Annotated in this window: 20 protein-coding genes; 8 read left to right on the plus strand and 12 right to left on the minus strand. The window is 47.5% G+C overall.

Annotated features, from left to right (window positions below):
- The first annotated feature begins 67 nt into the window (after nt 1–67).
- Nucleotides 68–526: a hypothetical protein gene (locus tag J2X05_RS10040; RefSeq protein ID WP_310072013.1), complete on the plus strand. Its 459-nt coding sequence runs from the start codon at nt 68–70 to the stop codon at nt 524–526.
- Nucleotides 527–591: 65 nt separating this feature from the next.
- On the opposite strand, the gene J2X05_RS10045 is transcribed toward J2X05_RS10040, so the two are convergent.
- From J2X05_RS10045 to J2X05_RS10055, 3 genes are all read right to left on the minus strand, one after another.
- Complete coding sequence (locus J2X05_RS10045) at nt 592–1,317, minus strand: energy transducer TonB (protein WP_310072016.1); 726 nt, start codon at nt 1,315–1,317, stop codon at nt 592–594.
- 346 nt (nt 1,318–1,663) lie between these two features.
- Nucleotides 1,664–4,351, minus strand: coding sequence for a TonB-dependent receptor domain-containing protein (locus J2X05_RS10050; RefSeq protein ID WP_310072019.1), 2,688 nt, complete (start codon nt 4,349–4,351; stop codon nt 1,664–1,666).
- 110 nt (nt 4,352–4,461) lie between these two features.
- The gene (locus J2X05_RS10055) at nt 4,462–6,123 is read right to left on the minus strand and encodes a beta-helix domain-containing protein (RefSeq protein ID WP_310072021.1); all 1,662 of its coding nucleotides are present in this window, start codon (nt 6,121–6,123) and stop codon (nt 4,462–4,464) included.
- Nucleotides 6,124–6,465: 342 nt separating this feature from the next.
- Here J2X05_RS10055 and J2X05_RS10060 point away from each other — a divergent pair, with 342 nt between their 5' ends.
- On the plus strand, nt 6,466–7,203 hold the full coding sequence (locus tag J2X05_RS10060; RefSeq protein ID WP_310072023.1) for an MlaA family lipoprotein: 738 nt from the start codon (nt 6,466–6,468) through the stop codon (nt 7,201–7,203).
- Between the two features lie 59 nt (nt 7,204–7,262).
- Here the strand turns inward: J2X05_RS10060 and J2X05_RS10065 are convergent, their stop codons facing one another.
- The 4 genes from J2X05_RS10065 to J2X05_RS10080 form a co-directional block, all read right to left on the minus strand.
- On the minus strand, nt 7,263–7,571 hold the full coding sequence (locus tag J2X05_RS10065) for a PilZ domain-containing protein (RefSeq protein ID WP_310072025.1): 309 nt from the start codon (nt 7,569–7,571) through the stop codon (nt 7,263–7,265).
- A gap of 246 nt (nt 7,572–7,817) precedes the next feature.
- Complete coding sequence (gene fdxA, locus J2X05_RS10070) at nt 7,818–8,141, minus strand: ferredoxin FdxA (protein WP_040391760.1); 324 nt, start codon at nt 8,139–8,141, stop codon at nt 7,818–7,820.
- Between the two features lie 227 nt (nt 8,142–8,368).
- Entirely contained in the window at nt 8,369–11,008 is a 2,640-nt protein-coding gene (mutS, locus tag J2X05_RS10075) for a DNA mismatch repair protein MutS (RefSeq protein ID WP_310072029.1), read from the minus strand.
- A 127-nt stretch (nt 11,009–11,135) separates the two neighbouring features.
- Nucleotides 11,136–12,095 carry a sulfite exporter TauE/SafE family protein gene (locus tag J2X05_RS10080; RefSeq protein ID WP_310072031.1) on the minus strand — a complete coding sequence of 320 codons (960 nt, stop codon included), beginning with the start codon at nt 12,093–12,095 and terminating at the stop codon, nt 11,136–11,138.
- 256 nt (nt 12,096–12,351) lie between these two features.
- Between J2X05_RS10080 and J2X05_RS10085 the strand changes: the two genes are divergently transcribed.
- The 6 genes from J2X05_RS10085 to J2X05_RS10110 all read left to right on the plus strand — a co-directional run bounded on the left by J2X05_RS10085 (nt 12,352) and on the right by J2X05_RS10110 (nt 17,644).
- Complete coding sequence (locus tag J2X05_RS10085; protein WP_310072034.1) at nt 12,352–12,990, plus strand: peroxiredoxin; 639 nt, start codon at nt 12,352–12,354, stop codon at nt 12,988–12,990.
- Nucleotides 12,983–13,666, plus strand: a complete 684-nt coding sequence (locus J2X05_RS10090; protein ID WP_310072037.1) for a hypothetical protein — start codon at nt 12,983–12,985, stop codon at nt 13,664–13,666. The genes J2X05_RS10085 and J2X05_RS10090 overlap by 8 nt, the downstream gene beginning before the upstream one ends.
- Nucleotides 13,667–14,065: 399 nt before the next feature.
- Complete coding sequence (locus J2X05_RS10095) at nt 14,066–14,842, plus strand: energy transducer TonB (RefSeq protein ID WP_310072040.1); 777 nt, start codon at nt 14,066–14,068, stop codon at nt 14,840–14,842.
- A 129-nt stretch (nt 14,843–14,971) separates the two neighbouring features.
- Nucleotides 14,972–15,709 carry a MotA/TolQ/ExbB proton channel family protein gene (locus tag J2X05_RS10100; protein ID WP_310072043.1) on the plus strand — a complete coding sequence of 246 codons (738 nt, stop codon included), beginning with the start codon at nt 14,972–14,974 and terminating at the stop codon, nt 15,707–15,709.
- Nucleotides 15,709–16,125 (plus strand): biopolymer transporter ExbD, encoded by a 417-nt coding sequence (locus tag J2X05_RS10105; protein ID WP_310072045.1) that lies wholly within the window; start codon nt 15,709–15,711, stop codon nt 16,123–16,125. Before J2X05_RS10100 ends, J2X05_RS10105 begins: the two co-directional genes overlap by 1 nt.
- Before the next feature lie 127 nt (nt 16,126–16,252).
- Nucleotides 16,253–17,644, plus strand: coding sequence for an FAD/NAD(P)-binding protein (locus tag J2X05_RS10110; protein ID WP_310072048.1), 1,392 nt, complete (start codon nt 16,253–16,255; stop codon nt 17,642–17,644).
- A gap of 38 nt (nt 17,645–17,682) precedes the next feature.
- On the opposite strand, the gene J2X05_RS10115 is transcribed toward J2X05_RS10110, so the two are convergent.
- The 5 genes from J2X05_RS10115 to J2X05_RS10135 all read right to left on the minus strand — a co-directional run bounded on the left by J2X05_RS10115 (nt 17,683) and on the right by J2X05_RS10135 (nt 23,314).
- The gene (locus tag J2X05_RS10115) at nt 17,683–18,948 is read right to left on the minus strand and encodes a sigma-54 interaction domain-containing protein (protein WP_310072050.1); all 1,266 of its coding nucleotides are present in this window, start codon (nt 18,946–18,948) and stop codon (nt 17,683–17,685) included.
- Nucleotides 18,949–19,277: 329 nt separating this feature from the next.
- Entirely contained in the window at nt 19,278–20,336 is a 1,059-nt protein-coding gene (locus J2X05_RS10120) for a sulfate/molybdate ABC transporter ATP-binding protein (RefSeq protein WP_310072053.1), read from the minus strand.
- A gap of 25 nt (nt 20,337–20,361) precedes the next feature.
- A complete protein-coding gene (gene cysW, locus J2X05_RS10125; RefSeq protein ID WP_310072055.1) occupies nt 20,362–21,258 on the minus strand; it encodes a sulfate ABC transporter permease subunit CysW in 897 nt (298 codons plus the stop codon).
- Between the two features lie 2 nt (nt 21,259–21,260).
- A complete protein-coding gene (gene cysT, locus J2X05_RS10130; RefSeq protein WP_310072057.1) occupies nt 21,261–22,145 on the minus strand; it encodes a sulfate ABC transporter permease subunit CysT in 885 nt (294 codons plus the stop codon).
- Nucleotides 22,146–22,321: 176 nt separating this feature from the next.
- Nucleotides 22,322–23,314 carry a sulfate ABC transporter substrate-binding protein gene (locus tag J2X05_RS10135; RefSeq protein ID WP_310072058.1) on the minus strand — a complete coding sequence of 331 codons (993 nt, stop codon included), beginning with the start codon at nt 23,312–23,314 and terminating at the stop codon, nt 22,322–22,324.
- Nucleotides 23,315–23,337 lie beyond the last annotated feature (23 nt).

Raw genomic sequence — 23,337 nt, forward strand, 5'->3', positions numbered from 1 at the left:
AAGGGTGCCTCGGCACCCTTTATTGTTTGTACGTAATTCTGATAAGTAGCTAAAAAGAGGTGATGCGATGAAATGGTTACTGACAGTCATTATCAGTGCGTGTTGCGCTACTCAGTCCTATGCCGATGACACCTGTGAAAATGCTGTTGACGCGGCCGATTCAATGAATGTAAACCAGCAGGATTGCGATTACACCGATGAAGGGCTTAATGGGGTTTTACGCAAAGCCTTTAAAAAAGGTAGTGAAGGGGCAGTGCTGGAAACGGCTATAGAAAATTCTGCTGATGAGAAAATCCCAGCAACAGGAGGAGCAAAAAATCTCCCAGGCAACTCCCTACAAGCTAAAAAAGTTTTTTCACTCAGTGTTGAAGTGGATCAATGGTCAAGCGTCGCTTTGGCGCGCACGCAGTTGTTGCCTAAAGCTATGGAGCCATGCGCAAACGGTTTTTCCGTGATACGTGAAAATTATCGGCCGCTGGCGATGGGAAGAATTTCGCTGGTGATAGAATTTGTCTGCCTTGATTAACTAATTGTGAAGTGTAAAACAAAAAAGGCCGCAAATGGTGCGGCCTTTTTTGTGGGATAAAAAATCTATTTTTGGTAATTAACCACGGCGATGTAGTGCATGGCAGTCGGTTTGTCTTGCACAAATCCGGGAATAAATTTGGATTTTTTCAGCGAGCTTTCTATGCTTGCTGCGTCTGCTTGTTTGCGCAGCGCGGCTTCGATGGTGCTCACAGTTTCCACTTTGCCATCGGCTTCAATGTTTGCCATAACGCGGGTCATTTTGCCTTCGGCAAAAAATAACTTTCCGTCACCGTGTTCTTTGGTGGAGTAGGTGGCATACCAATCACTGGTATCCAACCGCTCTTGCGGTGCGTAATAGTGAGTACCGTGTTGTGCTTGCAGCGTGCCTAAATTGGGTAGCAAAACAATCGGTGCCTGTGTGCCGGCCAGTGAATAGACAACACGCATTTGCATTCTCACCGGAACGGCTTTGCCATCAATAGTGGCGGGGGTGAAGGTGGCTGACTTGAGTGCCGATTCCGTTACTTTTTGCATGGATACCAGTGGGCTGTTTTCATAGCAGGTGACTGCGTTGATATTGCCGGTGGTCATTACATCAGCCTGGCAATAAACCGCGACGGTTTTTACGCCCTCGCCAAACGAGGCCGGCATAGTGATTTGTTTACCCAGAGTTTCTTCTGCATTGCCAAACTTTGCTGGAGTATATGCTGCTGCATAACTCGCAATGGGTGCAATAGCCGCTAGTATTACCAGTGAGCGAATGGTTTTTTGTAGGAAATTTTTAGTCATAGTGTGCTCCTCGTGAATCATTAAACGGCTATCTGCACCCTTCTGGGTCATTGATCTCCGGCTTCATTGTTAGATTAGCACTCGGCTTAGCACACTAATGTGAATAGTTTGTGACACTTTTTGATTTAAATAGAAATAATTTAAAAATATTTAGTTATTTCTGTGATTTTGATTATAAGTTTTGCCTCGAACTAGGGGGGATTGGTTTTTTTAGTGTCCCTGAATATGTATTTTGGCTGCTTAAATCACCGTTTAAAAAGTATAGTTCTGTATTTTGGTGCGAGGCAGTCAATTTCTGTGCACAGAAAAAAGCCACCCGAAGGTGGCTCAGTGACATCCATATTTTTTAAAAATTGTAACTAATATCCAAGCTCATGCTTGTACCTACTTCTTGAGTAAGGATAGTAACGTTTTGTCCGCTCAAATTGGTTTGAGTAATTTCACGATCCTCATCCAACAGATTGCGCAATTTAGCCTTGAAGGTTAACTGTTCAATTGGATAGTAAGAGTAGGTAAAATCCAGCGAGCTAAATGGTTGTTCAAAGGCGTCATCGTGACCGGTCAATACAGCAGCAAAGGCCAATTTTTCATCAGCGATGTTATAGGCGAGCGCTGCACCATGTTTTCCATCATCTGAGTCATAGCCCAATTGTGCGTTGAGCACGTACGCTGATTGTCCTGTCATTGGACGAACAGCATTGGTGAAGCCAGCATTTTTCAGTGATACGACTTCTGAATCGCTCAGGGTCAGGTTGCTGGAGAAGAAGAAACCGTAATCCAGGTTTAATAGTCCTTCTATTTCCAAGCCATAAATTTCGCCTGACTCAGCGTTATAAAAGCTCATCAAAATATCACTGTCTGAGGCAGGTTCTAATTTCTGTTCAATCGCACCGGCGATGTCTTTATAAAACAGTGACGCTGTCAGGTTATTGCCGCCATCAAAATACCATTCTCCACGGATGTCAAAGTTATCCAATTCGGAGTCGAGCAGATTGGGATTACCTTTTACGCGGATATTTAACTCTGGATCTATATAAACAACATCCGACAATTCGCGCAGGTCTGGCCGTACCACTGTTTTGGCATAGCTTAAACGTAATTGGAATGTTTCAGTCCACATAAAACCGTCATTCATGAAGGTCAATGCCATCGACGGATACACATCATCGTTGCGGCGCGCGTAGGTTTGGTTCTCGTCATCGAGCTTGTCGATTAATTGTTGCAGTGTGACACCCGTGTAATCGAGTAAATCAATGGGCAATACGGCGGTGCGGAAATCCTCGTAACGTGCACCTGCGGTCAGTCGCCATGCATCGTTAAAGGTTGCATCGATCATGCCGTAAAACGCATCAGTCATTTGCGCTGCTACATAGCTTTCAGTACCAAAACCGCGGCTCATGGTCAGGGTGAAATCATTATTCAGGTCATTGATTTTGCTGTCGGTAAAAACATCGCCGGGAGTGCCTACCAGAAAGTCGCCGCCGCCAACATCAATCAGTGCTGTGTAGCCGTAGTATTCGCGGGACTTATCGTTGTAGCTGTAGCCACCGCTCAAGGTGACTTCAGCATTATCAAAAGCGAGCGGTAATTTTGCGTTCCAGCCATTGCTAATGACGTCATCTTTCAAATTCAGGAAGGCAAACTGCGCTGACGAGTTTGATGTAATGCGCGTACTCAAGATTTCTCCGGTGGCAGGGTCAACTGTGTTGTCTCCGCCGATAGTTGCTGCGCCGGGAATATTGGTTTCTACACTGGAGTCAGAGTAAAACCAGTCAATTTCCACATTGCCCAGAATGTCACCGGATAGCTGATCAAAACTATGTTTGCCTGTGGCTTGGGTGACCTCCAACTCGCGGTCTTGATAGCGGGTTTCGTAGGTCACTTTTTGGTTGCCATCGGCGAGGTTGTTATTGCTGTTTTGGGCAAATGTCAGAGCGGCTTCATCAGTTTCGTTGCCAATCAACATGTAGCTAGCTTCAACTTTATGCGTATCTTGATAGTTGATGCCAACACCTACGGAGCCAAGTTCTTTGGTGTCTTCAACGGTACGTTTGATGGATGAATAGGTGACATCGGGAGCGCCTACACCTCTGCGTTCCTGGTCTTTATTGCGCCATTCAGTTTTCTCTGACCAGTTGAGGATGCTGCCAATCGTCCAGTCGTCACCCAGATCCCATGAGTTGCCCAAGGCGACTGCGCCGTTTTGGTCCAGTGGTGATTTGTCCTTGCGGATGTCTACATCGCGATTGATCGCGAGCATTAGGTCGCGATTGATAAGAATTGATTCCAACGCTTGTGCGGGAGTAACACTGTCATCGACCTCGGTACTGAGGATACGTCTAATACCGTTGATATCGATGTTGCCTTGATAAGTGTCCAAGGCCTTGTCGATGCTAGCAGGTAGACCATCACTTTTTCCGCCGCCGGAGTAGGTAAGATCATCACTGCCACTACCCGTGTTTTGACCGGTACCGAGAGTAATGTTGAACACAAACTCGTCAGGTACACTTTTGGTCCGGATATCAACGTTACCGCCGCCAAAATGGGCAGGTAAATCCGGCGAATAGGATTTTTGAACTTTCAGGCTATCTACGATAGATGCTGGAATAATATCCAGCGGCAATACATTGCGGGTTAATTCAGGTGAGGGCACCTGGGCGCCATTTAGCTGTACGCTGGAATAGCGTTCGCCAAGGCCGCGAACGTATACATATTTACCTTGGTTCAGCGTTACACCGGTAACGCGGGTTAAAGCGACTGCAACGTTGGAATCACCTGTGCGAGAAATTTGATCAGAGCCCATAAGGTCTGCGGCGAAAGCATCTTCCATACGCTCTTGGGAAATAGTTTGCGCCCCGCTTTGTTGGCGACCTACGACCATCATTTCTTCCAGCACTGGGGCTTCAATGGCCGGCATTGGGATTGCTGGTTGCTCGGTGTCGTCTTGAGCGACTGACACAGGTGATAACATCGAAAATGAAGCTGCAGAGATTGCAACAAACAGCTTGTGTCGATTAGTGAAAAGTTTTTGCATGATAGTAACCTTCTTGTATGCATTGATCTGATCTGAGGGCTATCAAGAAGAGAGGCGCCCATAGGCGCCTCTTTTCGTTGTCAGCAACAAGGCGTGTTGTGTGCCCTGAATTAGTTGCTAGTCATGCCTACAGTCCAGCCTGAGACCCAATCGTTGCTCTCGCTAACAGCGCCGATAAAATTCACGGCTTCAAAGAAGTCGTTGCTACCGGCAACAGGCGCAGTGGTGGTGGAAGGTTTTTCAGAGAGTTTGGTTACATCAGTAACTGCTACGTTAATTGCTGCTGCGTTGCCATCAGTCATAGCTGCTGCAGTAATGTAAGAACGTGGTTTGGTCGCCAAATCTTTGATGATGGTTGCAGGTAGGCCACCAGTAACAGATGAGTCGATCACGACATTGTTGTTGCTCGCTGCAGTGAACCAGGTTTTTGCACTGAAGCCAGCGTTACTTGGATCAACCTTGCCGGTTTTGATTGCTTCGGTACAGGCTACCAGAGTGCTTTTCACAACAGAGATTCCAGCTTCCATTGCATCGATAGTTTCTGGTCCTTCAGTATCGTCTTGCTCAAAGCACTCGTTTGATGACATGCCGGTTGCATTAGATGTGATGATGGAGTTGTAAAGTTCGAACTGCACACCTTCGCGTAACAGAGGGCCTTCAGAATCCCCTTTAGACGTTGGGATGGTGCCTTGGTTGGTATCAACTGCGCTGGTGATACAAGTGTGGTTAGAGATACGTGGGTGGGTCATCGGCAGAATGCCATCGGCACGGCCTTCACCTGTGTTGTCACCTTCGATACAGCGGTTGGCGCCAGAGGTGTGAATTGCCAAGGCAAATTGGATATTGCCTACATAGCCATCGGCAAAGTCGAATGAGTCATCTGCAACGTTAACAGCTACCACATGCTTCAGGTTTACCGCACCACCAAACATTTCGAAACCATCGTCTCGAGTAGAGTAGGTTTGTACATAGTCAACAATCGTACCTGAGCCAACTGCGTACATAGTCAAACCGTTCAATTCATTGCCATCAACAACTTCGTAGCCGGCGTGTTTGATTACAACGTAACGCAATGTACCAGAGGATTCATTGTTGTTATTACCACCGTAAGTACCCGGACGACCTTCCGAAGTTACATGGCAGTTGTTTACATCGGTACATTTATTGGTAAGGCCTTGACCGAGAATTTGTACACCACCCCAAAGGCCACGGTCAGCTTCAGTTGCTGTTTTTTCGATCAGGTCTTTGGTTGCGCTCAATACGATAGGCGCTTCTTTAGTGCCCTCAGCGAAAATCTGTGAGCCGCGTGCAATACGCAAGTAATCAACCGGGTTACTGAAGGCTATTTTGGCACCTGCTTTGATAGTCAAAATGGGGCCAGCACCTGCAGCTGGAACTTTTGTACCGGCGGCAATAGCGTTGGTGTCTACGTCTTCACCAACAAAAAGGCTGTCTTGGAAAACATGTACGCCACCATTTGCCAGTGCGGGGATTTCAAGGTCTGTCGTCAGCGGGCGTGTATCACTCACAAAGGTTACTCCGTAAGTGCAGTTGTTGCCGCTTAGCACGCCTTGAACTTTTTGTCCGCCCAGCTCGTACGATGCACAGGGATTGGTTGCTACTGAAGAGCTGCTCGCACCATTGTTGTTTGTGGTGTTGTTGTTTGAATCAGTCACAGTATTGCTTGGATTCAGATTGATATCGCCGCCACCGCCGCAAGCCGCCAAAGTTGCAGCCAATACATTCAATGCAAATAGATTTTTCAGTTTCATGAGGTCACTCTCTTCTCAGTTTCACAAGGGGTGTAAGGAAAATGTGAACGCAGTGTTGTTTCGCGTTTGTGGCGCTATCTTCAGTGACAAATATGAAATTTAAACGACAGATTTGTGAAAGATTTATTGCTGATATGTGTCGTTAATGTTTCAAATGGCAGCTAAACCCCTCATTTGGCAGGTTGGTTTGAAACACATTGAAATGTTGCAAATTGTAACGGCAGGGTGTGGATTGCACTAAATTGGGTTGTTCAAGCTATGGCGATTCGCTAAAGTGGCGCTTCCTTAAAGCGTTACTTTATGAAACGCTTCAATTGCGCATTACTGCGTCTCAGGGACATTATGAAATCCATCGTCAAATCTTTGTTTGCTCTTCTCTCTCTTGGTTTTGCCACCCCTTATACCAGCTTGGCGCAAACCGAACAGAATCCGGACCCTTGGCAGGGGTTTAATCGTGCAGTGTTTACGTTTAACGATACGGTTGACCGTTGGACCCTGAAGCCCCTGGCTAAAACCTATAAGTTCGTGATGCCTGATCCGTTGGAGATAGGTGTAAGCAATATTTTCAGCAATATTATGGAAGTGCCCAATACGATTAACGGTGTATTGCAAGGGGATTTAAAAGGTGCCGCACACGATACGGGCCGCTTGCTGGTAAATACCACTCTCGGTATCGGTGGTTTGCTGGATGTTGCGCAGTATATGAATCTGCCGGCAGATACCCCGGAGGATTTTGGACAAACTCTGGCGGTTTGGGGCGTGGGGCAAGGGCCCTATTTGGTATTACCCCTGTTCGGGCCAAGTACGGTGAGAGATGGTTTTGGCAAACCGGTAGACTATTACACCAATCCCACTACCTACATCGATCATGTCCCTACTGATAACACGGTGATGGCTGTTTCATTGACTAGTACCCGCGCGAGGCTATTGGAGCTTGAGAACGGTATAACCGGCGACCGGTACGTTTTTGTCCGTGATGTTTATTTGCAACGTCGCGATTACTTGATCAACAACGGTGAAATTGAGGACGACTTCGGCACGGAAGAGTTTGATGAAGAAGATTTTGAAGGGGAGTTTTAACCGGACGGCTACTGTAGAGTAGCCGTTTTTGTATTGGGCTGTCATGTGAACTAGCTGTCTTAGGGAAGGATCTGGAGTATTTCCAATCCTATTACATAACCCCCAGCCTCATTAGTCGTTACCCGAGCTACTCTTGTTTTTGCTTTCAAGGTTGGGCTGTGGCCATGGTCAGAAGAAACCTCCACCTCTGCCTCGGTACCAACTTCAAGACTTTTTTTAGTCTCCACCTGCAGTCCGCCGCCACTTAAGTCAAGGCATAGACCCTCTATGATGTCCGATGAAGCAGCCAATTTGGCATTCAAGGGCGCGCCGATTTTCATACGGATGAAATCGCGCTTTTCGCTGTAAGGCTTATCGTTAATCCCCATAGCTTGTTCCTCGTTATTGGTTGTTGTGTTCGTTATTGGTACTGGTGGGTTGTTTGATCTGAAGAAATCCAAATCCCACTGCTTGTGGCGATGGTCTAACCTAAACACAACTGAGTGTAGCACAGCCCCCCAAATAGCCAGAGTTCAGTGAGGGATTTCTGCGTGCTAACAGTGTTACAAACAAGCGGCGAAAAAAAACCGCGCAGGGCGCGGTTTTTTATAGCTACTGGTTTGGACTCTGTGCAATTAACGCTCAAGGTACTGGAGTTTGCCTGGCACTCCATCCCATTCTTCCGCATCAGCGGGAGAGTCTTTGATCTCGGTAATATTTGGCCAGACCTGTGCCAGCTCGGCGTTCAGCTCCAGGAATACCGCTTGGTCTTCTGGTAATTCATCTTCCGAGAAGATGGCGCCAACTGGGCATTCAGGTTCACACAATGCACAATCGATACACTCGTCCGGGTGAATCACCAAAAAATTGGGGCCTTCGTAAAAGCAATCAACCGGGCAGACTTCAACGCAGTCTGTGTGCTTACATTTGATGCAATTTTCCCCAACTACAAACGTCATAGGAGACTCCCACAAGTAACAGAATTCGATAGTCAATGCGCCAGCTCAATCTGACGCAACGCAAGAGCGCGCATTCTAAACAGCCAAATCCGGTTTGGGTAGGCTTTTTGCTTTGAATCACCCTCGAAAAACCATCATTTATGCTCGAAAAAGCGTAGTTGAGAATCGTTCTTTTTGAATACCGATTTGGGTGATAACGCATATTGAGCGTATCTATACCCACGCTGTTATTTTCCGCGCGAATAAAGTTCTTTTAATCGGTATAAATGCTCCAGTGCTTCGCGTGGAGTCAGGTTGTCCGGGTTAATTTTCTTGAGTGCATCCAACACTGGGTTGGGTAACGCATCAAATAAACCGGACTGCGCGGGAGAATCGACCAGCACCGATGCAGATGCACCCACGTTAACCGGATCAGTCAATAACACCGGTGCAGGTGCTGATTTAATCGAATGCGGATGTTCGCCATTTTCCAGCAGATGCAACTGTTGCTGCGCTTCCGCCAATACTTGTGCAGGAATACCTGCAAGTTTTGCCACCTGCAAACCATAACTTTTGCTGGCAGGCCCTTCCTGTACTTTATGCAGGAACACAATATTGTCTTTGTGTTCGGTTGCATTCAAATGCACGTTGGCTATACCCGTCACGGTTTCCGGCAGCGTGGTGATTTCAAAATAATGTGTAGAGAATAATGTAAAAGCTCGCACTTTTTCGGCGAGGTGTTTGGCGCAAGCCCAGGCGAGTGACAGACCATCAAAGGTGCTGGTACCGCGCCCGATTTCATCCATCAACACCAAACTGCGCTCGGTGGCGTTATGCAAAATATTGGCGGTTTCGGTCATCTCCACCATAAAGGTAGAGCGACCACCAGCCAAATCATCGGCTGAACCAATGCGGGTAAAAATGCGGTCAACAATTCCAATTGTCGCTTTTTGCGCAGGCACAAAACTGCCGATGTGTGCGAGCAGTGTGATCAACGCTGCCTGCCGCATATAAGTCGATTTACCACCCATATTCGGGCCCGTGATGATGAGCATGTGGCGCTGCGGATTAAATTCCAGATCGTTCGGCACAAAAGGCGCCGACGTCACTTGCTCAACCACCGGATGGCGCCCGCCGATAATATTAATGCCGGCACGCAAGGATAATTCCGGCTTGCAAAAACCGAGTGCATCGGCGCGTTCTGCGAGTGTGGCGAGCACATCCAACTCGGCAACAGCAGCAGCTGAATCCTGCAATGGAATTAATTGCACATTCAAAATATCAATCAATTCTTCGTAGAGCGCTTTTTCGCGTGCGAGTGCGCGGCTTTGCGCTGACAGCGCTTTATCCTCAAATTCTTTTAATTCGGGAGTGATGTAACGCTCGGCATTTTTTAAGGTTTGGCGACGAATATAATCCGCCGGTGCTTTTTCCGATTGCGCCGTGGTCAATTCAATAAAATAACCGTGCACACGGTTGTAGCCGACTTTTAATGTCGGGATACCCGTGCGCTCGCGTTCACGTGTTTCCAAATCCAATAAATACTGGCCAGCATTCGTGCTGATATTGCGCAGGTCATCCAACTCGGCATCGTAACCTTCAGCGATAACACCGCCATCGCGAATCACCACTGGCGGGTTTTCAATAATCGCGCGCGATAACAATTCCACCAGGTCGGGGAACGCAGAAATTTGCCGCGCGAGATTTTTTAACTGCGATGAATTTTTATGAGCTAACTCATTCTGTAATTCAGGATAGGTGCCTATCGACATCAACAAGCGCGATAAATCGCGCGGGCGCGCTGAGCGCAATGCAAGGCGACCAAGGATGCGCTCCATATCACCGACACGTTTTAAAATGCCATTAAAAATTTCAAACGCATAATTGTGTTGTAACTCAGCGATCGCATCCTGCCGGCCAATTAATAAATCCAGATCGCGCAGTGGGCGATTCAACCAGCGGCGCAATAAACGGCTACCCATGCTGGTCGCGGCGCGATTTAATACAGAAAATAAAGTGTGTTCATCGCCGCCCGTTAAATTGATATCGAGCTCCAAATTGCGACGAGTTGCTGCATCCATAATGACCGCTTCATCGCGGTTCTCATGCGCAAGGCTGCGCACATGGGGCAGGGCAGTGCGCTGGGTTTCGCGCGCGTAACTTAATAAACAACCGGCAGCACAGAGTGCAGTTTTTAAATGGTCGCAACCAAACCCCGCTAAATCTTTGGTGGAAAATTGTTGAATTAACAACCGCTCGGCGGTTTCCAAATCAAATTCCCAAGGGCCGCGGCGACGTAAACCTTTGCGATTTTCTACCAATGCAGGCGTTGTGATGTGATCGCTAATCAATAATTCCGCGGGACTCAAACGCTGCAATTCCCCCAGCGCCGATTCCAAACCTTCAACTTCCAAGACCAGAAAACGACCGCTGGCCATATCCAGTGATGCGATTCCGAACGTCTCACCAGATTGATGCAACGCCACTAACAAATTATCGCGCCGTGAATCCAGCAGCGCCTCATCGCTCACGGTACCCGGAGTCACAATGCGCATCACTTTGCGTTCAACGGGTCCCTTGCTGGTTGCGGGGTCGCCAATTTGTTCGCACACAGCGACAGACACACCTTCTTTCACCAGTTTGGCGAGGTAGCCATCAGCAGAATGAAACGGAATGCCTGCCATGGGAATCGGTTCGCCATTGGACTTTCCGCGTGCAGTGAGGGTGATATCCAGAATCTCCGAAGCGCGTTTGGCATCGTCAAAAAACAGCTCGTAAAAATCCCCCATGCGATAAAACACCATCTCGTCTTTATGCTGGGCTTTGATGCGCAGATATTGCTGCATCATAGGTGTGTGATTATCGTTGGCTTCGATGGTATTGGACATGGAGGTGACCGCTGGAAGTGGAAAACTGGCGGGCATTCTACGGGATTCGCTGGTCTATCAAAACCCTAAACAAAAACGGCAGGGTTATACAACAACCTGCCGTTTGTTGGTTTTTTGAGCGTGTTTATCAACCGATAAGCGCCTTATATAGATTGAACACTGATATCCCGCTAATCAGTAGGCCTACCAAAATCAGCAGGGTTCTGGTCGAAAACTTTTTGCACGCATAGGCCGCAAAAGGTGCTGCGAATAACCCGCCTACAATCAGGCCTGCAACCACATGCCAGATAGTTTCATCGACCAAAATAAACAGCGATGCGGCGCTTGTAAGGGTGAGGAAGAATTCAGCAAAGTTTACCGAGCCAATCGTGGTGCGTGGGTCATGGCCTGTTCCGACCAGTGTGGTGGTAACCACAGGTCCCCAGCCGCCGCCGCCCGAGGTATCTACAAATCCACCTACCAGCGCCAATTTGGCAACGTGTTTAGGTTCTTCTTTGCGGGTGGCTATGTGTTTACGGAAGGCTTTGCTCAATACGTAAACGCCCATCAACAATAAATATACGGTGATAAAGGGTTTGAGGATTTTGCCATCCACTTGTGTAACCAGCAGTGCGCCCAGTAGGCCGCCGATAATGCCGGGCACCAACAGGCGTACAAAAAGCTTTTTATTCACATTGCCGAATTTTGCGTGGGTAATTCCCGATATGCCGGTGGTAAATACCTCTGCCATGTGAACAGATGCGGTAGCAAGCGCAGGGGACGCTCCAGTCGCTAATAAAAAACTGGTAGAGGTCAAGCCATAAGCCATACCTAATGCGCCATCGACAATTTGCGCCAGCAGACCGACCAGTAATGCATTCCAGAACATGGAATCATCCAGTGTGGTTTTAATGGTGGTAACACCGTCATCCCAACTGTTGCCAAATACTTGCGCCACACCAAACCCAACCAGACTGATTAAGGTCAGTATCGCAAACCAGACTGCAGTACGAATAACGGGATGATTTTTTTCTACTGGAGGTATGCCCAGTGCCTCATGTTCCTGATTGACGGGGCTATCAGATAAATCAAGGTTGCGGATTTTCATTATATTTTCCAGTTGTCTGGTTGGTCACGATGGAGCTATTGATCGCTTTGCGAAAGTGGCTGCATCCTATCCAGTCATATCTAATCTGGGAAATACCAAGTTCTTATGTGCTTATAACTTTCTGTGCGTACATGTTTGGTTCTAAGCAAAGACCAAAATAATCTTTTTAGATTTTCAGTCTGCCTTCTAGTATTAAATCCAGCTCACGTGAGTCATCTATAGCTACATACTTATCAGCAACCCAAAGGAGGTAATAATGAGTTTACGTTTAGGCGATGAAGCACCGGACTTTACCCAGGAATCCACCCAGGGTCCTATTAGTTTGCACCAGTGGCTGGGCAATAGCTGGGGCGTGTTGTTTTCACATCCGGCAGATTTCACTCCCGTGTGCACAACCGAGTTAGGATTGACGGCAAAATTGAAAGAGGATTTTGCCAAGCGCAATGTCAAGGCCATCGCATTGAGTGTTGATCCGGTAGATTCACACAACCGCTGGATTAACGACATCAACGAAACCCAATTAACCCAAGTGAATTTTCCGATTCTGGCTGACGCTGATCGCAAGGTCGCAACCCTGTACGACATGATCCATCCCAACGCTAACGCGACATTAACTGTGCGTTCATTGTTTATTATTGATCCGGCGAAAAAAATCCGTTTGATCATTACTTATCCAGCAAGCACCGGTAGAAATTTTGATGAAATTTTGCGTGTGATAGATTCATTGCAATTGACTGAGCATCACAAAGTGGCAACGCCGGGTAATTGGAAATCCGGTGACGATGTGGTGATTGTTCCTGCACTGCAAGATCCGGAAGAAATCGCGCGCCGTTTCCCCAAAGGCTATAAAGTTGTTAAACCCTATTTGCGGTTAACGCCGGATCCGCGTGCGTAATTCATCTGGTCAAAGCTCCGCGACGGGCAACCAATACAACGACAAAGGCGCTGGAAGCGCCTTTGTCGTTTTTGTATTTTATTTTTCCAATTTTCTTGGGTTGCGCAAAATTATGACAACAAAATATATCGTTGATGCCAATTACCGTTTTATCGCGGCTTATCAAGAGGTCAATGCGCGCATTAACCAGCGTCAACAAGCGCTGGCGTTGTACGTCACGCTAGTCGTAAGTTTGTTGGCGGCGTTAGTCGCACTTAAACCCGGCGCGGGTGGGGCAGATGTACCGGTTGAATGGTTGATCGCCGGGTTTCCGGTTGCCTCGATCTGCCTGGCTTTTTTAAATTATAAAGCCGAGCGGGCGATTACCAATTTGCGCCGCTTTCTCTCGGCGCTGGAGCAATTAAATAACGCGCACGATGAATTGCCCAGTTATAACACTCACCCAACCTGGGCGCAGGGCGCTAACAAGGCGCGGCGCTTTCACGATTACGCCAGTGCGGTTCTGGTGGCAGGGGGAAATGTCATTGGCTTGGGTGCAGTTGTTAAAATTTATCCCGAGCGCATTGCAGAGACACCGCTTGCGCTCTGGTTGTCGATTGCCATCGCGGTTATTTCACTGGTTATTTTGTTAGTGACACCGCACTGGAGTTACAAACCGGAACTGCAGGATAAATAAATTTATTTCCGGGCAAGCCGGTGGCAATTAAGGCTGTTGGCTTGCCGGATAACACATAGCTAATGCGATCGCTTGCCTGTTTACTTTTCCACAATCCCGCCAGCTACGCAAAAAAACCGCCTGCTGAGAAATCAACAGAGTGGTTGCTTATTTAACAGCACGGCGCACCTGTTTTTTTCATGCAACAAAAACCTGTAATTCTCCGTTCAATATTTCTATTGATTTCAACAGTTTATAAAAAATAAAACGATTGCATCACTCTGGCATAGATGCTGCTAAATAGCTCTTAACAAAGAGCCATTGCTGCAGTACACAATGCTGATTAATGGCTCGCTCATCGTTGTAATTTCTGTCGCCACAAGCGGCTTCTGTTGACCCGATAAGGGTAGGGAGAAATTTATGAGTGCCCGTGCATACTCTGAACCGCATCATTATGATCGCCGCCATGCGCGCAACTTGTTGCGTAACACCGTGCCTGCACCGGTCGCACGTAGATCAGCGGAAATTATTACGCTGATACCGCGCGAATTTAACCGCGACAAACAAATCGAATTGGTTTATCCACCAAAATACAAAGGTGCATTAAGCACGCTTGCGCTGTTGTTAATTGTTGGATTGCACTTTGCAACGTTTGCGTATTTTTATTTCAAACCGGAAGCGCCCATTACCCAAGCGGAAATTCCACCTATGACGGTGGAGTTATATCGCCCTCCGGTTGAGCCGCCACCTCCACCGCCCAAGGAAGAGCTTCCACCTCCACCACCAAAAGTGGAAAAACCCAAACCGGTAGAAAAACCAAAACCGAAACCAGTAGAACCAACACCGGTTCCTGTGGTTGAGAAAGTCGTTGAGCCACCGCCACCTGTTGCTCCGCCACCGCCACCGCCAGTGACTCCTGCAACGGCTAATCCGGGTTACTTGCGTAACCCTGCACCGGAATATCCAGAGCAAGCAGTAGAGCGCGGTTGGGAAGGTACAGTGATTTTAAATGTGCATGTATTGGGTAACGGCAAACCATCCAGTGTGGAAATCAAAACATCCAGTGGCCGTAAAGTGTTGGATACCGCCGCGATTCAAACCGTAAAACGCTGGTCATTTGTCCCAGCCAAACAGGGTGAAACACCCATCGATTCCTGGGTTGAAGTGCCGATTGATTTCAAACTTTCCAATACCTGATTGCATGTTTGTCACTCCTGCGAAAGCAGGAGTCCAGCAAGTTTTAATGGATACCAGTGTGCACAGGTATGACGGAGATGTAGTTGTAGAAATTTTTATTTATTCGTTATTTTTTAAGGTGTATTTATTATGTCTGAGTTGTACCAACATATCGTTGAATGGACCCTGTGGGCGCTGATCGCTTTTTCAATAATTACCTGGACGCTGATTGTAATCAAAGCGGTTCAACACATATTGCTGTCGCGCCAGAACCGTAGTTTTATCAAAACGTTTTGGAGCGCACCGGATTTGTATGAGGCAGCATCATTAGAAAAATATGTAGGTGCTACTGCCCGGGTTGCCGCGATTGGTTTCCAAACCTTGCGCAATGCGGACGCAAGCCCCGCAAATGATTTGGAGCACAGTTGGGATCGCCAGGATTTACTGGAGCGTCATTTGCGCCAGCAAATCCAGAAAGAGCGCCGCTCATTGGAAAATGGTTTGGCGATCCTCGCATCTATCGGCAACACTGCGCCTTTCGTAGGGTTGTTCGGTACAGTGTTCGGCATTATTCAAGCGCTTACTGCAATTACCGCGAGCAAATCTGCCAGTATTGAAGTGGTTGCCGGCCCGATTGGTGAGGCGTTGATTGCAACCGGTATTGGTATTGCGGTCGCAGTTCCTTCAGTGCTTGCGTATAACTTTTTCTTGCGCCGTTTAAAATTAATTTCGGCCGATTTAGATGATTTTGCAACTGATTTTGTTAGCCTTGTCCAAAAAGCCGGTTTCCGTATCAAAGCAACTGCGCCAGTTATTAAAGCCGGCCAAGTACAACCTGCGCGTGGCGATGCTGGCAAAACTGAAAACGGCAAAGAGGTATTTGCATAATGGCAATTTCCAGTGGCGGTGGCGATAGCGATGAAGTATTAAGTGAAATCAATATTACGCCCATGGTGGATGTAATGTTGGTGTTGCTGGTGGTGTTTATTATCACCGCACCGCTAATGACCAATGCAATAAAAGTAAACCTGCCGGATACGGATGTTACAGTGCAAATTGAGGAGCCGAAAAAACCGGTCGTTGTCAGTGTGGATGAGCAGGGTAGGATTTATCTTGATGAAGATGAATATTCGCTGGATGTGATTGAGAGCGAATTGGCCAGCCGAAAAGCATTGGATCCGGAAATTCGTTTGAATTTGAATGCCGATGAAACCGTTCCCTACGGTACGGTTGCAAAATTGATGGTGCTTATCGAAAAGGCAGGTATACAACGCCTATCTTTTATAACTGAAAAGCAGACTTAAATCGAAGCGACAATGATTTCGTCGTTTTTGACTAGAAAATATCAACAAGGATGTTGGTAGTATCATTTTTAGTATCCTATTGTAACTTCCTTGGATGCCCCCTTTTTGTAAATTAAGTGAGTGCATTTTGCCAAATACCCTGTACAGGAAAAAATTGGTTATCGTTGGTTGCGGTGCTGCGGCAACCTTGTTATTAGCCGAATTAGCTGAAACCCTTGATTCCCCGCTTGAAATTTATCTTATCGATAATAATCCCTCTGCACCTTTAGGTCTCGCTTACTCCGTTAATCACCCTGCATTTGTTTTAAACGTTGCTGCAAAGCGTATGGGGGCTTATACCACCAAACCTGATGATTTTTATCAATGGTTATTGCAGGAGCCAATGCACTGGCGCGGTCTGCATCCCGATTTTGCAGACGTTAATTTTGCGCCAGATGATTTTGTTCCTCGCATGATTTATGCCGCATATCTGCGGAAGGTATTTTCACGCTCTGTATCCTTATTGGAACAAAAAAATATTCGTATTATCCAACTAAAAGAACCGGTGGCTGCGGTTGCGCCCTTGGCAGATGAGGCTGACGTACAGGTTTGCGTTAGCACCCAGCAGCAAAAAATTCAGGCAGACATAGTGGTGTTTGCAACAGGCAATAACCCTGCACAGCATATAGCCAGCACATGCTGTTTCGATTCGCCTTACACGGCAGCCTTTTTAAACCAGGATTGGTCTAGCTTGCACCATATTGCGATTGTGGGCGCAGGCTTAAGTATGATTGATGCGGTGCAATTTATTTCCAGTCAGGGTTTTACCGGAAAGTTCCAGATTTTTTCCCGTCATGGCCTGCTGCCTTTGCCGCACAGTAATGAGCAGCCTATGGCTGCAGCTCCACCGCTTGATTTAAGTGGTGTGGGCAATACCGCGCGTCAAGTTGTGCGCGCAATGCGTTTTTATGTTGAATCCAATTGCCGTGCTGGTTTTGAATGGCAGGAGAGCATTAATAAAATACGCCCACATGTCAGCTATTTATGGGCGAAGCTAACGGCCGTCGAGCAGCGCCGTTTAACCAAGGCATTACCTTGGTGGAATATTCATCGCCATCGCATTCCACCCCATGCCTATGCAAACCTGCAGCAATTGCGTGAACAAGATCGCCTAACTATTACTCGTTGTCCGGTAACGGCTATTGAGCCGCTCAACAACGGATTTCAGCTGCGATCCAGTTGTCCATTAGATGTAGATAAGGTGCTGACTATTAGCGCCGATAAAGTCGTTATTTGCAGTGGTTACGCACCGGGTGTTAATCGGATAAAAAATATTGGCGAAAAATTACTGGCTGCTGATGATCATCTGCGTCAGTCGTTGGTGAAAAGCGATACTACTTTTTCAATCTCTGCTACGCATAACATTTTTGCCTTAGGTCCTGCTTTGTCGGGTTTGTTATTTGAAACCACTGCTTTGCATGAGACAAGACAGCAGGCTAATGCGATTAGCGCTGCTATCTCTGCTTTGTTGATCAACTAAGAGCACGCCCGTCATCATGAATGGCGCTATAAAATTGATTAGCCCGCAAAACTGGGATTCAAATTTTGTAGTTGATCTTCCTGATCAGAATTATCACCTGCACGGGTAAAGCCCGCATCGGCAAGCAGTCCATGGCGCTTTAACAGAGTGCGCATGACGTTGCGTGAAATCCCCAGTAACGCAGCACCGTGAACCTGATTGGAGCGCACGTGCGCAAAGGCTTCATGCACAATCAAACTTTCCAGTTTGTCAAAGTGGTCGCTATCACCTTGCTCGGCAAACAGGCGGCGCAATTGTTTGGCAATTGCTGTCATGGGATCATCGCTATTGCCTGAACCATTACCGGAATTATTATCCGAACCATTTAATGGTCCCTGCTGCGCAGCAAAACCTGAATGGTTGAACGTGTGTGCTTGGGTGTTTGCACTGTGCAATGGTTGATGTACTGGTTGTGGCACTTGTTGGTGCTGCGTACCAGTATTCCAGCCACCGGTTACTTTTAAATGTGCGGGTTCGATTTTGTCGCCACTGGAAACCAGCAATGCAAAATGCACCACATTTTCCAATTCGCGAATATTGCCCGGCCAGGAATAGGTCAGCAGTAATTCCACTGCGCCGGCAGAAAATTGTGGCTGGCGATAACCCATACGCTGGCTATAGGTTTTTAAGAAATGTTCGGCAAGTGGTAACACATCGCCTGGTCTTTCACGCAGTGGCGGCAGTTTTACTTGTGCGATATTGATCCGGTAAAGCAGGTCGCGGCGAAAATGTCCGGCAGACACGGCGTAATCCAGATCAACGTTGGTTGCGACAACCAAGCGTACATTCACTGGAATGCTTTTGCGCGAGCCAATCCGTACCACTTCTTTTTCTTGCAATACACGCAGGAGTTTTACTTGTAAGGGCAGGGGAAGATCACCAATCTCATCGAGAAATAGAGTGCCTTCGTTGGCGGCTTCAAACCAGCCTTCGCGTTTGCCCACAGCGCCGGTGAATGAACCTGCTTCGTGGCCAAATAGTTCGCTCTCGGCTAATTGATCGCTAATCGCGCCGCAATTAACTGCCAGAAAAGGGCCTTTGCGTCCGCTGAGTAAATGGATATGACGCGCGACTAATTCCTTGCCTGTGCCTGTTTCGCCACCAATTAATACCGGAGCATCGCTAGGTGCGATTCGCTCGATATATTCTAATAAAGTTGCCGAAATAGGATCGGAGAATACTAACGCTTTTGCCCTTACCGAGAGCGGTTGCGCATTACCTCCTTCCAGGGATAAGAGAACCGGTTGTTTATTTTCCTGAATCACGATGGTTCCTCAAATTAATAGAGTGCGAGAAATTGCGTATTAATGAGCGCATTCTAGTCGTTAATGCCTGACCTTAATAAGGAATTTAAATCTATAAACTTATAACCAATTTACAAATAAAAACATGCTTAAAAAATAACAACCAGTGATGGTTTTTGCGCAAATTAATCGCTAATTAAGCAGTGGTATAATGGATTTGTGATGTTGTTGAAAAAGTGGTTTGTGAGTGTTCATTTGGATGATGAATTTTGTGGGGGGAAGAGGGCAGCATTGCAGAATAAGAATTCGTGGTGGGAACTTCCCACCACGATGTTTTGTCGTTTAAAGATTTACTTTTGCAAAAATATTTTTGAATTGGTGGGTTTAGCGTACACCGACGCACCTACCGACAAATTCAAATTGCGTTCCTGCGCGCGCGGCAATTCCACATGCAGTGCATCTTTGCTGAGTTGATGTAACAGCTCAATACGCAAGACCGAGCCTGCTGTGCTGACATGGGCAACACGCGCCGCGATGGCACCTTCGCTATCGGATTCACTCAATTCAATGTCGTGTGGGCGCACATAGGCGATAGCGGCCTGATCCTGCACGCTGTTGTGTTCCGGTGCGGGCAGTTTGTAATCGCCAATATGTGCCCAACCGTTATCGACACGGCTGTGGAATAAATTTACCTGGCCAATAAAATCGTAAACAAACGGGCTGGCGGGATTGTTGTAAATATCATCCGGTGAACCTATTTGTTCGATATTACCTTTGTTTAACACCACAATTTTATCGGCCACTTCCATTGCTTCTTCCTGGTCGTGGGTTACAAAAATGGAGGTGATGTGCAGTTCATCGTGCAAGCGGCGCAACCAGCGGCGCAAGTCTTTACGCACTTTAGCGTCGAGTGCACCGAAAGGTTCATCGAGCAATAATACTTTTGGTTCAACTGCCAGCGCGCGTGCCAAGGCAATACGTTGGCGTTGGCCACCGGACAGTTGATGTGGATAGCGATCAGCCAACCAATCCAGTTGCACCAGCTCCAATAATTCATGCACACGTTTTTTAATGGATTCGTTAGTGGGGCGCGTCTCTTTCGGGCGCACCGTCAAACCAAATGCAACATTGTCGAATACCGTCATGTGGCGGAACAATGCATAGTGTTGAAATACAAAACCCACATTGCGTTCACGCACATGCACATTAGTGGCGTCTTCACCATGGAAGTGCACACTGCCTGCGTCGGGGTTTTCCAGCCCGGCGATAATACGCAGCAGGGTAGTTTTACCACAGCCGGATGGGCCGAGCAGGGCGACTAATTCACCGGTGGGGAAATCCAGTGACACATTATTCAAGGCAGTAAAATTGCCAAAGGTTTTATGCAGATTGCGGACTTGGATGCTCATACAGTTGTTCTCGCAAATTAGTTAATTACTGTGCACTTGCCGCACGCACGGCCAGTTCATGTTCGCGGGCGGCTTTCCACTCCAGCAAACTTTTTAATACCAGTGTCACTAATGCCAATAAGGCCAGCAGCGATGCAACGGCAAACGCGGCGGCAAATTGATATTCGTTGTACAGAATTTCAATGTGTAGCGGCAGGGTATTGGTTTGCTCGCGGATTTTTCCCGAGACCACACTCACCGCGCCAAACTCGCCCATCGCACGCGCATTACACAAAATCATGCCGTATAGCAGCGCCCACTTAACTGATGGCAAGGTCACGCGCCAAAACATTTTCCAACCGCTGGCACCCAGGGTAATCGCCGCTTCTTCTTGCTCCTTACCTTGCTCTTGCATCAGTGGGATTAATTCCCGCGCTACAAATGGAAAGGTAATAAACACAGTGGCGAGCACTATGCCCGGTACGGCAAACATAATTTGAATATCGTGATCGCCCAACCAGGGGCCAAAAAATCCCTGGCGACCAAACAGCAACATATAAATCAAACCGGCAATAACAGGCGATACTGCAAAAGGTAAATCAATCAGCGTGATCACAAATTGTTTGCCGCGGAAATCAAATTTGGCGATAGCCCATGCTGCCGCCAAACCAAAAATAACATTACAGGGCACCGCGATCGCGGCTGCAATCAATGTCAGTTTTATCGCATGGGCAGCCGCGGGTTCAGTAATCGCAGCGAAATAGACTTCTGCGCCTTTGGCAAAGGCTTCGGTAAACACAATCACCAAAGGTAAGAATAAAAATAAGGCGAGAAAGGTTAATGCAACGCTAATTAACACTACGCGCACCCAGGTTGCTTCACTGGTGGCTGCATGCGCAGCGCCAGTTTTGCGTGAATTCAGTGATGAAACAGCACCGGCCATGATTAACCTCCTGTGCGCTTATGGCTCCAATGCTGGAGCAAGTTAATGAGCAGTAATAACACGAAGGAAAATATCAACATGACAGTACCGAGTGCAGCGGCACCGGCGTAATCAAATTGTTCGAGTTTGGTCATAATCAACAGCGGTGTGATTTCAGTTTTGTAGGGCATATTGCCGCTGATAAATACCACAGAGCCGTATTCGCCAATCGCGCGCGCAAATGCCAAGGCAAATCCGGTCAAGAGTGATGGCAAAAGTGCAGGCAATAACACGCGGCTAAATGTTTGCCAGCGCGATGCACCTAAACTGGCGGCGGCTTCTTCCACTTCTGCTTCCAGATCAGCAAGTACGGGTTGCACAGTGCGCACGACAAACGGCAATCCGATAAACGTGAGCGCAACCGTTACACCCAGCCAGGTATAGGCGACTTTGATATCGGCCAACCAAAACCATTGGCCAACCCAACCTTTGGTGGTGTAAAGCGCGGTGAGTGCAATACCGGCTACGGCGGTGGGCAAAGCAAAGGGTAAATCTACCAATGCATCGATCACGCGTTTGCCAAAAAAATCGTAACGCACTAACACCCAGGCGACGATTAAACCGAAAACCAAATTAATACTGGCGGCCGCAAGCGATGCACCAAAGGTTAATTGGTAACTGGCGACTGCACGGGGATTACTGACCACGGCCCATAATTCAGGCCAACTCAGTTCAAGGGATTTAAGTACCAGGCCTGCCAGTGGAATAAATACAATTAAACTGGCGTAGAGTGCGGCGAGGCCGATGGATAAACCAAAACCGGGTAGCACCGATTTTTTTACCCAGGGTTTTTTGGGCTTGGGGACGGGCGATGTTGTGTCGAACACCGCAGAAGCTATCTCACTCATGTACAACTCTCTTTGAGTACCTGTGGTCAGGAAACTGATGATTTTTAATCCCCTCCCGGCCTCCCCTTTTTCAAAGGGGAGGAGCTACTCTCCTAGGATATAAGCGGAGGGGAGTCAATCTCCCTCCCTTTAAGCGGGGCGCGTAGCCGGAGGGTCGGGGAGGGATTTAAAAATAATTATTGATAAATCTGATCAAAAATACCGCCGTCGCCAAAGTGGAACGGTTGTGCTTTAGACCAGCCACCAAAATCGTCGATTGTCACCAGCTCCAATTTTGGAAATGTTTTTGCGTGGGCTTCGGCAACCTGTGCATCGCGTGGGCGGTAATAATGTTTTGCCGCGATGTTTTGGCCTTCTTTGGTGTAGAGATATTCAAGGTAGGCTTTAGCTACTTCATAGTTGCCGTTGGCTTTTGCATTTTCATCGACCACTGCAACAGAAGGTTCAGCCAAAATTGACAGGCTAGGCACCACAATTTCAACTTCATCTGCGCCTAGTTCGTTAACTGCCAAAAACGCTTCGTTTTCCCAGGTAATTAAAATGTCACCAATGCCGCGTTGTACGAAAGTAGTAGTCGATCCGCGCGCACCGGTATCCAGCACGGGAACATTTTTAAACAATGCGCGCACAAATTCTTGTGCACCTGCATCGTCCTTACCTTGTTTTTTGGCGAATGCCCAGGCAGCCAGGTAGTTCCAGCGTGCGCCGCCAGACGTTTTTGGATTAGGGGTAATCACTTCAACGCCTTTTTTGGTCAAATCATCCCAATCTTTAATATTTTTTGGATTGCCTTTGCGGACTAAAAATACGATGGTCGAGGTATAGGGGGCGCTATTTTGCGGCAGTTTGGTCACCCAATCTTTAGGCAAAAGATTGCCAATGCTGGCGATAGGATCGATATCGCCTGCAAGGGCAAGTGTTACCACATCAGCGCGCAAGCCATCGATTACCGCGCGCGACTGTGCACCTGAACCACCATGTGATTGATCCACACTGACGTTGTCACCGGTTTTTTCTTTCCAGTGCTTTGCAAAGGCAGCATTGAAATCGCGATAGAGTTCGCGGGTTGGGTCGTAAGACACGTTTAACAGGGTAATATCTTTTGCAAACACACTGCCTGCAATCAAACTGGCGGCGATGAACGCAGCGGATTTAATAATTAATTTCATAATATATCTCTCTCAAGAATTAA

It is taken from the genome of Cellvibrio fibrivorans (assembly GCF_031457055.1).
Classification (GTDB): domain Bacteria; phylum Pseudomonadota; class Gammaproteobacteria; order Pseudomonadales; family Cellvibrionaceae; genus Cellvibrio; species Cellvibrio fibrivorans.